10 protein-coding genes are annotated in these 12,422 nt (G+C 60.2%); all 10 read left to right on the top strand.

Going from position 1 to position 12,422, the window contains the following annotated elements; all coding sequences use genetic code 11:
- The first annotated feature begins 5 nt into the window (after positions 1-5).
- A complete protein-coding gene (gene cadA / locus IPK70_09880; GenBank protein ID MBK8227467.1) occupies positions 6-1,910 on the top strand; it encodes a cadmium-translocating P-type ATPase in 1,905 nt (634 codons plus the stop codon).
- A gap of 280 nt (positions 1,911-2,190) precedes the next feature.
- Entirely contained in the window at positions 2,191-2,481 is a 291-nt protein-coding gene (locus IPK70_09875; protein ID MBK8227466.1) for a hypothetical protein, read from the top strand.
- 146 nt (positions 2,482-2,627) lie between these two features.
- Positions 2,628-4,304, top strand: coding sequence for a multicopper oxidase domain-containing protein (locus tag IPK70_09870; GenBank protein MBK8227465.1), 1,677 nt, complete (start codon positions 2,628-2,630; stop codon positions 4,302-4,304).
- Between the two features lie 39 nt (positions 4,305-4,343).
- Positions 4,344-5,084, top strand: coding sequence for a T9SS type A sorting domain-containing protein (locus IPK70_09865; protein MBK8227464.1), 741 nt, complete (start codon positions 4,344-4,346; stop codon positions 5,082-5,084).
- Between the two features lie 113 nt (positions 5,085-5,197).
- Positions 5,198-5,773: a helix-turn-helix transcriptional regulator gene (locus IPK70_09860; protein MBK8227463.1), complete on the top strand. Its 576-nt coding sequence runs from the start codon at positions 5,198-5,200 to the stop codon at positions 5,771-5,773.
- Between the two features lie 92 nt (positions 5,774-5,865).
- On the top strand, positions 5,866-6,294 hold the full coding sequence (locus IPK70_09855) for a cation transporter (protein MBK8227462.1): 429 nt from the start codon (positions 5,866-5,868) through the stop codon (positions 6,292-6,294).
- A 3-nt stretch (positions 6,295-6,297) separates the two neighbouring features.
- Complete coding sequence (locus IPK70_09850) at positions 6,298-8,733, top strand: heavy metal translocating P-type ATPase (GenBank protein ID MBK8227461.1); 2,436 nt, start codon at positions 6,298-6,300, stop codon at positions 8,731-8,733.
- A gap of 10 nt (positions 8,734-8,743) precedes the next feature.
- Positions 8,744-9,127 (top strand): heavy-metal-associated domain-containing protein, encoded by a 384-nt coding sequence (locus IPK70_09845; GenBank protein ID MBK8227460.1) that lies wholly within the window; start codon positions 8,744-8,746, stop codon positions 9,125-9,127.
- Between the two features lie 27 nt (positions 9,128-9,154).
- Complete coding sequence (locus IPK70_09840) at positions 9,155-10,024, top strand: DUF3347 domain-containing protein (protein MBK8227459.1); 870 nt, start codon at positions 9,155-9,157, stop codon at positions 10,022-10,024.
- The gene (locus IPK70_09835) at positions 10,021-12,339 is read left to right on the top strand and encodes a multicopper oxidase domain-containing protein (GenBank protein MBK8227458.1); all 2,319 of its coding nucleotides are present in this window, start codon (positions 10,021-10,023) and stop codon (positions 12,337-12,339) included. Before IPK70_09840 ends, IPK70_09835 begins: the two co-directional genes overlap by 4 nt.
- The last annotated feature ends 83 nt before the right edge of the window (positions 12,340-12,422 follow it).

The following is a 12,422-nucleotide window of genomic DNA, read 5'->3' as shown; positions in this document are numbered from 1 at the left end:
ATACCATGAGCACCGACCACGACCACTCCACCGACCACAAGAAGGACGCAGCCGCCACCCCCGCGTGGCTCGCCTACCTGCCCGCCATCACCGCCTTCGTGCTGCTCATCGGCGGCATCGCCATCGACCAGCTGGCGCCGCTGTTCTGGCAGCAGCCGTGGTGGCGGCTCGTTTGGTACCTGGCAGCGTACCTGCCCGTGGGCTGGCCGGTGATGGTGAGCGCGGTGCGCGCCATCGGCAAGGGCGATGTGTTCAGCGAGTTCTTCCTGATGAGTTTAGCCACCATCGGCGCGTTCTACATCGGCGAGTACCCCGAGGGCGTGGCCGTGATGCTCTTCTACGCCATGGGCGAATTGTTCCAGAACGCTGCCGTGGACCGCGCCAAGCGCAACATCCAGGCGCTGCTCGATGTGCGTCCCGATACCGCGAACGTGATGAAGGATGGTGTCCCGGTGGAAACGCCCGCCGCCGAGGTGAAAATCGGGGACACCATCCGCATCCGCGTGGGCGATCGCGTGCCGCTGGATGGAAAACTGCTGAGCGACAAGGCCTCCTTCGATACCGCCGCGCTCACCGGTGAGAGCGTGCCGCGCTCCATCGAGAAGGATGCTGCCGTGCTCGCTGGCATGATCGCCACGGACAAGGTGGTGGATATGCAAGTGACCAAGCCCTTCGGCGAAAGCAGTCTCGCACGCATCCTGGACCTGGTGCAGAACGCCGCGAAGAGCAAGGCGCCCACGGAGCTCTTCATCCGCCGCTTCGCGCGCATCTACACACCGATCGTGGTCGCGTTGGCGGTGGGCATCGTGCTGGTGCCCATGCTCATCGTGGATCCGTACGTGTTCAATGCATGGCTCTACCGCGCGCTCATCTTCCTGGTGATCTCGTGCCCCTGCGCGCTGGTCATCAGCATTCCGCTGGGCTACTTCGGCGGCATCGGCGCGGCCAGTCGCAAGGGCATCTTACTCAAGGGCGGCAACTACCTCGACGTGCTCACCAAGGTGAACACCGTGGTGATGGACAAGACCGGAACCATGACCGAAGGCGTCTTCGCCGTGCAAGAGGTGAAGCCAGCCAACGGCGTGGATGCGCAACAGTTCCTCGGCACCGTGAAGGCGATGGAAGCGCACAGCACGCACCCCATCGCCAAAGCAGTGCTGCAACACAGCGATGGCGCTGCCGTGGGCGAGGCGACGAACGTGGAAGAGATCAGCGGCCACGGCATGCGCGGCACGGTGCAAGGCAAAGAGGTGCTGGTAGGCAACGCCAGGCTCTTGAGCAAGTTCAACGTGGTCTATCCGCCGGAAGTGGATGCGGTGGAGGACACCATTGTAGTGTGCGCCATCGGTGGCGCGTACGCGGGTTACCTCACCGTGGCCGACAAGATCAAGGCCGATGCGCAACAAGCAGTGACAGATTTGCGTGCGCTCGGCGTGCGCGACATCGTGATGCTGAGCGGCGACAAGTCGAGCATCACGCAGCGCGTGGCAGCCAAGCTCGGTATCAACAAGGCCTTCGGTGACCTGCTTCCGCAGGACAAGGTGACGAAGATGCAAGAAGTAAAGAAGAATCCCACCGCCGTGGTGGCCTTCGTGGGCGACGGCATCAACGACGCGCCAGTGCTCGCCCTCAGCGACGTGGGCATCGCCATGGGCGGCCTAGGCAGCGATGCGGCCATCGAGACCGCCGACGTGGTGATCCAAAACGATCAGCCTTCACGCATCGCCGAGGCCATACGCATCGGCAAGGCCACCAAGCGCGTGGTCACGCAGAATATCGTGCTCGCCTTCGGGGTGAAGGCCATCGTGCTCGTTCTTGGAGCGGGTGGCCTGGCTACACTATGGGAAGCGGTCTTCGCCGATGTGGGCGTGGCCCTGTTGGCGATCGTGAACGCGGCGCGGATGCGGTGATGAACAAGGACGATCGTACCGCGGTGGGAGCTAGGAATGCGACCCATCGGATAGGTGCACTTGCGTACTTCGATCACACGCCTTGTTCTAGCTTGCCTTCCAACCTTGAGCGCTTTTGTGCGCTTTAGGGCGCCGCAGCATCCCTACGTTTGTGATTGCTTTGTTCAGCCCAGCCACTCACCGAGCACAACGTAAAGCTGCCATTGGCTTAGTGTTGCTATTTGCCTGGAGTGCGCTAGTTCCGGCTCTTTATCGTATGGACTGCACCACCAGTGGTCGAATGATCACCTCGTGGTTCGAGCCAGTGAACTGTTATGCGCCGGATGTGAATGGAACGGGCGAACATGTACGCACCAACTGCTGCATCTTCTACAAGGCCGATGCGGTGGATAGCCCCAATACGTTGGTGGTACGGACAAGTATTCCCGCCCCTGTTGATGAGTTCGTGTTCTGCGCGAGTTGCTGCGGGGCATCGATGCCGGTGCTGCACCCTTTCTGGGTGCATCGAGACCATGGGCCACCGCTGGTGCAAGGCCAACGGCTGGCAGCGCTAGGGGTGTTGCGGGTGTAGGAGCTTAATGTGCTCGGTGCGCACGGATCGTTGCGCGCTTTGTCCGTTCATCCTACAACCACTATATCCGTATGGTTCTCAGATCAGCTCACTCGGCCCTGCTTCTGTTCCCGCGCTTGTTCGCTGTCTACGTTTGTCTGGCATTCGTGCTGTTCAGTAGCGCACAACCGCCACTACCCGTACCTCCGGTACTCACCGGAACCGACATCCAGCTCACGCTGCAAGAGGGCACCTGGGAGTTCCATCCCGGCGAAGTTGTGCCCACATACGGGTACAACGGCGATCTTCTCGGTCCAACGATCATGTTGGACCAAGGGCAGGCCGTGACGTTGAACGTGACCAACACCTTGCCAGACCTCACCACCACGCACTGGCATGGGCTGCATGTGAGCGCAGAGAATGATGGTGGCCCGCACTCGTTGATCTATCCGAACACCACATGGAGCCCCAGCTTCACAGTGCTCGACCGCGCCAGCACCTTCTGGTACCATCCGCACGGCCATGGTCTTACCGATTACCAAGTGACCATGGGCGCTGCGGGCATGATCATCGTGCGGGATGCCCTGGAGGCCGCCATGGAACTGCCACGTACCTATGGCGTGGATGACATCCCCTTGATCCTTCAAACCAAGGCCATCGTGGGCGGCATGCTTTCGGTACATACTGGCTTGGACAGCGTAATAGTGGTGAACGGAGTACGGCAACCCCTTGCTGAAGTGCCCGCCCAAGTGGTGCGCTTGCGCTGCTTGAACGGATCGAGCGAACGCACGTTCCTGATCGGCTTCGAGAACAACATGCCATTCCAGGTGATCGGCACCGATGGCGGTCTGCTGGCCGCCCCTGTGCCCAAGACCCGCTTGCGCCTGATGCCGGGCGAGCGCGTGGAACTGCTCGTAGACCTGGGCGGTTTGCAGGGCAACAGCTTCGACATGATGGCCTACAACAGTGAACTGCCCAACGGCGTCATCGGCGCGGCCGAGGTGGGCAATGGTATGGCCACGCTGGATGGCTATAACGACAACGCATTGAACGGCGCAGACTTCGCATTGCTCAGCTTCAGCGTTGGAGCACCCACGGCCGACCCGATCACCACGATTCCTTCCGCACTGGCGCCCGTGGTGCCCTACAACGAAGCCGATGTGGATGTGACGCGCTCGTTCATCTTCGAGCCGGAGGGAATGATGCCGATGGAGATGATCGAAGGGCCCTTCCTCATCGATGGAGCGCTCTTCGACATGGAGGTGGACAACGAAGTAGTGCAACTAGGCGCCACCGAGATCTGGGAGTTCACCAACAACACCATGGTGGGCCACCCCATCCACATCCACGATATCCAGTTCAACATCCTGGACCGCAACGGCGGGCCACCGGAAGATTGGGAGACCGGCTGGAAGGATGTGGTCTTCGTGCCCTCCATGGGCAGTGCGCGCGTGATCACACGCTTCGATGACTTCGCCGATCCAGAGATGCCTTACATGTACCACTGCCACTTGCTGATGCACGAGGATGAGGGCATGATGGGCCAGTTCCTGGTGATCGACGCCAATGCGATCGGCGAGACTGGCGCGGAGCTGGACAAATTGCAAGTATGGCCGCAGCCTTTCAGCAACGGAAGCTTGAACCTGCGTGCTGCCCGCTTGAACGGGAAGCTCGATGTGTTGCTGCGCGATGCTTCCGGCCGCATCGTACACGCAGGCTCCACGTCCTTCATGGACGGCATGGCTCGCATACTTCCACCGTCCTTGGCAGCGGGCCTCTACGCTGTGCAGGTCCCAACACGCGATGGCCAGCAGTACTCGGCCACCTTCATCGTTCAACCTTGACACGACGGAACAACCAACTCAACCCAAAACAACATGTACATGAAAAAGCTCTTCTCCGTCCTGACCGCCTCGGCTTTCGCTCTTTCGGGCATTGCCCAGACCACTGCCCTTGATTTCACCGCGAACGATTGCGATGGCATGTCCCATAACCTCTTCACCGAGTTGGAAGCGGGCGATGTGGTGATCATCGAACTGGTGATGATGGGCTGCCAGCCCTGTGTGACTTCGGCCAACAGCCTGCTGACCAATGTCCTCCCTAACGTGAGCGACCCCAGTCGCGTGAAGCTCTACAGCATAGGTTTCACGAACGCCATCACCTGCACGCAGATGAACAACTGGAAGAGCACCAACAGCTTTTCGCACACGGTGTTCGCAGGCATAAGCGCACAGACCACGCACTATGGCGGCATGGGCATGCCCACGATCGCCGTTGTTGGTGGTGCGGACCACACCGTGTTCTACAGCGAAGTTGGACATAGCAATAGCGACGATCCGGTCATCATCGCTGCGGTCAACGCGGCACTGAATGCCGGCGTCGGCGTGAACGAGCAGGCCGCCACCATGGTCGGCATAAGCCCGAACCCGGCCAGGGACCTGATCACGATCGCCGGTGGTGCGTGGACGAATGCTACCGTGCTGGACGCGAGCGGTAAGGAGGTGCTTGCCGGTGCGCTGGTCAACCAGAAACTGGACATTGGAATGCTCCCCGATGGAGCCTACGTGATCCGGCTATCGAACGGCAAGGGGGAGTCGGGTACCGCTCGTTTTGAGAAGCAGTAATGGATATGTATGCCTTCGAGCCGCGCAAGCTGGCCGGGGTTGGTGAAAGGGGGAGGCAACCTGCCGGGTGCCTCCCCTGATCACCGCATCAGATCGCTTCCCCATTCATAGCCATGCTGAGCAAGAAGATCTACATACGGAACATGGTCTGCGACCGCTGCACAACGGCGGTGAGCAACCTATTGATCGGTTCAGGCCTCCAATATGTGTCGATCATGCTTGGTCAAGTGATCCTTGACCGTCCACTGAAAACTCGCGAGCGAGCAGAGCTGGAGAAGGGTTTGAAACGCCTGGGTTTCGAATTGATCGAAAGCAAACAAGCCCGGACGGTGGAGCAGATCAAAGGCGTCCTCCGTGAACATGTGCGTTCCAGCGCACTGACACGCGCGAATGTTAAGCTTAGCGAGTGGCTGGCTAGCGCCATGAATGCGGAGTATTCAGGGCTGAGCAAGCTATTCTCCGAAGTGGAAGGGACCACCCTCGAACGATATCACAACCTCCTGCGCATTGAACGGGCGAAGGAACTCTTGGTGTATGATGAGTTGAGCGTTGCGCAAATAGCCGATGAGCTCGGTTACAGTAGCGTGCAACACCTCAGCAACCAGTTCGCCCAATTCGTGGGACACAGCCCTACCCACTTCAAGCGAATTGGTGCAGAACGCCGCAATGCGTTGGACAAAGTGCGCTAGCGAACGATGCCTGATGTAACACTTATCCATCATCCTGTAACTACCTCGGCGAGGGGTGCCCAGAACTTTGTCATCGTAAACCGGACATAGCCATGAACACCCTGAACATCACTCTGCCACTCCTTAATGTGAACAGCGCCCATTGCGCACTTCGCATACAACAAGCCCTGCAAGCAACGGCTGGCGTTACTGACGCACAAGTTGACCTCGGTACCCAACGCGCTACCATCTCCAGCGAAACACCCGCAAAAGCTGTACGCGAAGCTGTTGCCGCCGTCAGACTGGCTGGATACGATGTGTCCACCGAACGACTGCACTTCAACACTACTGGCATCACCTGCGCTGGTTGTGCCAAGAGCGCGGGCATCATCCTTGACCGCATACCTGGGGTATTGGGTGCCGTTATCGACCAGCCCAACGGAACCGCCGAGGTGGAAGTGGTAAGGGAGATGGTGTCCTTGGATGCCATGCTCGCCGCACTGAAGCCCGCAGGCTACGGGCTTATCCCGCATGCCGCCTGAGCCATGGCGAGCGAAAGCACTACGCTCCTGTTACCCGTGGACAACATGGACAGCGAGCATTGCGCCCTGATCGTGGACAAGGCCGTTGCTACGGTACCCGAAGTAACGGAGCACCATGTGGAACTGAACAACCGGCGCGCGGTGCTTACCAGCGAACGACCTGTGGAAGCCTTGCAACATGCGGTGGAAGCCATACGCGACAATGGCTATGATGTGCCGACGCTCAAACGCACATTCCCGGTGACCGGCATGACCTGCGCGAGCTGTGTGGCCAGCGTGGAGAGCATGCTGCTGGCCCAGCCCGGTGTGCTGAAGGCCGCCGTGAACCTCGCCACCAGCAGCGTGCAGGTGGAATACGTGCCCGGCGTGGTGGACGAGAAACGCATGCGCAACGCCATTCAAAGCATCGGATACGACCTGCTTACCGGTGCGGAGCAGGATGCACAAGCTGATCTGGAACAGGTGCAAGGCGTCCAGCGGGTCGCATTGAAGAAGCGATTGTGGGCTTCCGTCGCACTCAGCGTGCCCTTGGTGGTCATCGGCATGTTCCTCATGCACGAACCCTGGGCCAACTTCGCCATGTGGGCCTTGAGTACGCCAGTGGTGCTCGTGTTCGGCAGGCAGTTCTTCATCAACGCCTGGAAGCAGGCGAAGCACCGCAGTGCGAATATGGACACACTGGTGGCCCTGAGCACCGGTGTAGCCTATGTGTTCAGCGTGTTCAACACGGCCTACCCTTCGTTCTGGACCGGTCGCGGACTGCAACCCCATGTGTACTTCGAGGCCGCAGCAGTGGTCATCACGTTCATCCTTCTCGGAAAGTTCTTGGAGGAACGGGCCAAGGCCGGAACCAGCAGCGCCATCAAAAAGCTCATGGGCCTGCGGCCCAACACCGTGCTTCGCGAACAGAAGAACGGTGCCACCATGGAGGTGCCTATCGCCGATGTGAACGTGGACGACATCCTGGTGGTGCGCCCCGGCGAGAGCATCGCTGTGGACGGTGAGGTGGTAAGCGGCGAGAGCTATGTGGATGAGAGTATGATCAGTGGCGAACCGATAGCCGTCGAGAAGACCACAGGCGCGAAGCTTCTGGCAGGCACCATCAATCAAAAGGGCAGCTTGCGTATGCGTGCCGAAAAAGTAGGTGCCGCCACGCTGTTGGGGCAGATCGTGCGCACGGTGCAAGATGCGCAGGGGAGCAAGGCGCCCGTGCAGAAGTTAGTGGACCGCATCGCTTCTGTGTTCGTGCCCATGGTCATCGGCATCGCCCTCCTCAGCGCCAGCGTGTGGTGGATTTTCGGTGCGGAACATGCCTTCACGCAGGGCTTGCTCGCCTTGGTAACGGTACTGGTGGTCGCCTGCCCATGCGCATTGGGTCTGGCCACGCCCACGGCCATCATGGCGGGCATGGGGAAAGGTGCGGAGAACGGCATCCTCATCAAGGACGCTGACAGCCTGGAGCGCGCCAAGCGCATCACCGCTATCGTACTGGACAAGACCGGCACCATTACCGAAGGAAAGCCCGAGGTGGTCGATGCCATCGGCTTGGACGATACCTCGGTCGAGAGCGCGTTGCTGGCCATCGAGTCACGGTCGGAGCACCCCTTGGCGGAAGCCGTGGTGCGTTACCTCCATGCGCACAGAACGCTGCAACCCTCTTTCGTTGAGGGCTTCGAGAGCCTGACAGGCAAGGGCGTGCATGCGAAAGTTGATGGTACTGTGTGGAGTGTTGGCAACAGGCGTCTGCTCGAAGAGAAAGGCATCCGTGTGGACGGCACCTACGTGGAAAAGGAACGGACTTGGCAGGAAGCCGCACGCACCGTGGTATGGGTGGCCGATGAGCAACGTGTGAGGGCTGCGGTGGCCATTGCCGACCGCATCAAGCCCAGCTCGGTGCAGGCCATCGCGCGGCTGAAGAGCACGGGCATCAAAGTCTTCATGCAAACGGGTGACTCGCGACGCACCGCACAAGCTGTCGCCAAAGCCGTGGGCATAGATGACTTCCGTAGTGAAGTGCTGCCCAAGGACAAAGCCGCATTCGTTACCGGGTTGCAGCAACAAGGGCATGTGGTGGCCATGGTAGGCGATGGTATCAACGACAGCGAGGCATTGGCCAAGGCCGACGTGAGCATCGCCATGGGTCAGGGTAGCGATATCGCTATGGACGTGGCCCGCATGACGCTCATCAGCTCAGACCTCAACGCCATTCCGCGTGCCATCACCCTCTCCCGCAAGACCGTTGCCTTCATCCGCCAGAATCTCTTCTGGGCCTTCATCTACAACGTGCTCGGTATCCCCATCGCGGCCGGTGTGCTCTACCCCATCAACGGTTTCGTTCTGGACCCCATGATCGCCGGTGCGGCCATGGCGCTCAGCAGCGTAAGCGTGGTAAGCAACAGCCTGCGTTTGAAATGGACCCGCCTCGACGCCAGACCTTGACATCACGAACATGAAACCCTCGAACAGCATACCTGCACTGGTTCTGACGCTTCTTTTGGCGAGTTGCTCCACCATCCCCAACGCCGCCACTACCGAGGTATTGGTGAACGGCAATTGCAGCATGTGCGAAGAGACCATCGAGGAAGCGGGCCTGAAGGAGAATGTCTCCGAAGTGGATTGGGACCGCACCACGCGCAAGGCCACCATCACCTTCGACAGCACGGAGACCAGCGCTGGTGTGGTGCTGCAGCGCATCGCACAGGCTGGATACGACAATGAGCGGTTCATCGCCACCGACGAAGCCTACGCGGCTCGGCCGATGTGCTGCCAATACGAACGAACAGGAAAGACCATCGCGCCGCCAACGAAGGAAGAAGCCCAGCGCCGCCATTGAGCGCTCGCGCAACAAACACTTGAACAGATGATCACCAAGAACCTATTTGCCATCATGAGTACCGTGCTCCTTCTTTCGAGCTGCAGCGCACAAATGAAGAACGCCCAGACCACGACCCTGCGCGTGGACGGCGATTGCCCCATGTGCGAGAAGACCATCGAGAAGGTGGCCTACGTGAAGGGCGAGGCCGAAGCCGATTGGGACGTGGAGGCGAAGACCGCGCGCATCACCATCGACGCCAAGCGCACCACCGTGGATGCTGTGCTGAAGCGCATCGCGCAAGCTGGATACGACAGTGAGAAGTTCTTGGCGCCCGATGCTGCCTACGCCGCGCTGCCCGGCTGTTGCCAGTACGAGCGCAGCTTCAAGAAGGCACCGCTGGCCACCGCTTCCATGGGCCACGACGGTCATGCACAAGAAGGCACCGCCACGCCAGACTCCCTTGCCGCACAGAAGCCGATGAACCCCAAGTCCGACCAGTTCAACGCGCTCTTCACGGCCTACTTCGCGTTGAAGGATGCGCTGGTAGCATCGGATGCGAAAACCGCTGCAGTGCAAGCCGCCGCGTTGTCCAGTGCGGTGAAGGCCGTGCAGATGGAGCGCATGGGTCCCGAGTTGCATGGCGTGTGGATGCAGGTGATGGAGCCGATGGCGAGCACCAGTGCGGGCATTGCATCGAAGACGGACATCCACGCGCAGCGCAAGGCCTTCGCCGAACTCTCACCGCACATGCTGACGCTGGTGAAGGTCGCGCCGCGCCCGGATCCGGTCTACTACGATCACTGCCCCATGTACGAGGGAGGCGCCAACTGGCTGAGCATGGAGAAGCCGATCAAGAACCCGTTCTATGGGAGCATGATGATGACGTGCGGGACCGTGAAGCAGACTATCCCGTGAATAGACAGACCGCTTTCATACTTGCATACTTCTTCGCGTATTCGCCATTGTTCGCACAATATGGCGGTGGTCCCACCGACCCGTCGGGCACCAGCGCCATTGGTGGCACCTTCACCCCGCAGGTCACGCGCTACGACCTGGTGATCACTGACACCATCGTGAGCCCCAACGGCAAGCCGCGCAGGGCCTTCGCGGTGAACGGGCACATGCCGATGCCCACGCTCACCTTCACCGAGGGCGACACGGCCATGATCGTGGTACGCAACGCGATGGAGAAGGAGGAAACATCGCTGCACTGGCATGGCATCATCCTGCCCTGGCACTTGGACGGTGTGCCCTACCTCACCACCGCGCCCATCAAGGCCGGTGAAACCCAGGTGTACAAGTTCCCGGTGATGCAGAGCGGCACATACTGGTACCACTCGCACACGCGCTTGCAGGAGCAGAACGGCATGCACGGCGCGCTCATCATCCACAAGCGGGAAGAGCCCGCGATGCCGGAACAAGTGCTCATCCTCAGCGAATGGACCGACATGAAGCCCGATGAAGTGCATCGCCGCTTGCACAACGCCAACGATTGGAGCGCCATCAAGAAGCACGGCGTGCGGCCGGGCACGGTTCAGAGCTACAGCGATGCCATCAAGCATGGTGCGCTGGGCGTGAAGCTGAAGAACGAGTGGAAGCGCATTAACGCCATGGACGTGAGCGATGTGTACTACGATGTGCTCTTCAGCAACGGCAAGGCCGAGGACCATGCGCCACAACTCATAGGCGGCGACCGCGTGCGTGTGAGGCTGATCAACGGTGGCGCCAGCAGCTACTTCTGGATCACCTATGCGGGCGGCAAGATGACCGTGGTGGCCAGCGACGGCATCGATGTGGAACCCGTGGAAGTTGACCGCTTTATCATGGGCGTGGCCGAGACCTACGATGTGATCGTGACGATCCCCGCCGACAGCACCGCCTACGAACTGCTCGCCACCAGCGAGGACCGCGTGCGCAGCACCTCGCTCTGGCTGGGCAGCGGCATCAAGCAACTAGCCGCGCCCTTGGCACCGCTCAAGTACTTCGAGGGCATGCGTATGATGAACGGCATGATGAAAATGAACGGCGACCTGGACGACATGGGCATGAACATGAGCCTCCAGCAGATGGACATGAACGTGGTGATGTACCCGGAGATCACCGGTGCTCCTGAGAAAAGAGCGAAAGAGGGAAAAAGTGAAATGGATGCGAGTGCGGGCGATGTGGACATGAGCGGCATGTACAACAGCAACGCGCTATCGGAGATCACCACGCTCAACTACGCCATGCTGCGGGCCACCACCAGCACTGCGCTGCCACCGGGACCGGTGAAGGAATTGCGCTTCGAGCTCACCGGCAACATGAACCGCTACTTGTGGACGCTGGACAACAAGACGGTGAGCGAGACCGACCGCATCCTGATCCGCAAGGGCGAGAACCTGCGCATCATTCTGCACAACAACAGCATGATGCGCCACCCCATGCACTTGCACGGCCACTTCTTCCGGGTGGTGAATGGACAAGGCGACCGATCCCCGCTGAAGAACGTGCTCGACATCATGCCGATGGAGACCGACACCATCGAGTTCGCCGCCACGGAAACAGGAGACTGGTTCTTCCACTGTCACATCCTCTACCACATGATGAGCGGCATGGGCCGCGTGTTCAGCTACGAAGGCAGCGCGCCCAACCCCGTGCTGCCCGATGCGAAGAAGGCCGCGAAGCGCTTTACCCTCGAGGACAAGGAGTGGCACTTCATGTTCCAGAACGACTTCGCCACCAACGGCAACGACGGCGAGGCGATGCTGCAGAACAAGCGCTGGAACCTGCAGAGCGAATGGCGCCTGGGCTACACGCGCGCACACGGGCAGGAAGTGGAAACGCACTTCGGCCGCTACCTCGGCAAGATGCAATGGTGGTTCGTGAACGCGGGCTTGGACTGGCGCCAGCGCGACGCCGGTGCGCACGCCGACCGGAGCGCTTCACCGGAAACCAACCTCTTCCAGCAGACCAACACCAAGGACAACCGCACGGTGGCGCACATCGGTTTCCAATTCACGCTGCCCATGCTCCTGGTGCTAGATGCCCGCGTAGATACGGACGGCCGCTTGCGTGCGCAACTCATACGCGAGGACATCCCGTTAACGCCCCGCATGCGCATGGACCTGATGTACAACACGGATCTGGAATACATGGGTGGCCTGCGATACATTCTGGATAAGACGTGGGCGGTGAGGGCACACTACGATAGTGACATGGGCTTCGGGGTGGGTCTGTCCGTCTCCTACTGATGTAGTGCGATTCGGTTGCTTTTGAGCATTTGGGACTACATGGGGTACTAATACCGCATTGCACCAGGTGTGCACCACCCCAG

Source organism: Flavobacteriales bacterium (assembly GCA_016712535.1).
Lineage (GTDB): Bacteria > Bacteroidota > Bacteroidia > Flavobacteriales_F > PHOS-HE28 > PHOS-HE28.
Note: the sequence above shows the minus strand (reverse complement) of the source record. Positions and strands in the feature narration are given on the sequence as shown.

Coding starts and splice junctions, on each gene's coding strand:
- cadA (MBK8227467.1), top strand. CDS start 6: ATGAGCACCGACCACGACCACTCCACCGACCACAAGAAGGACGCAGCC.
- IPK70_09875 (MBK8227466.1), top strand. CDS start 2,191: ATGATCACCTCGTGGTTCGAGCCAGTGAACTGTTATGCGCCGGATGTG.
- IPK70_09860 (MBK8227463.1), top strand. CDS start 5,198: ATGCTGAGCAAGAAGATCTACATACGGAACATGGTCTGCGACCGCTGC.
- IPK70_09840 (MBK8227459.1), top strand. CDS start 9,155: ATGATCACCAAGAACCTATTTGCCATCATGAGTACCGTGCTCCTTCTT.
- IPK70_09865 (MBK8227464.1), top strand. CDS start 4,344: ATGAAAAAGCTCTTCTCCGTCCTGACCGCCTCGGCTTTCGCTCTTTCG.
- IPK70_09845 (MBK8227460.1), top strand. CDS start 8,744: ATGAAACCCTCGAACAGCATACCTGCACTGGTTCTGACGCTTCTTTTG.
- IPK70_09850 (MBK8227461.1), top strand. CDS start 6,298: ATGGCGAGCGAAAGCACTACGCTCCTGTTACCCGTGGACAACATGGAC.
- IPK70_09855 (MBK8227462.1), top strand. CDS start 5,866: ATGAACACCCTGAACATCACTCTGCCACTCCTTAATGTGAACAGCGCC.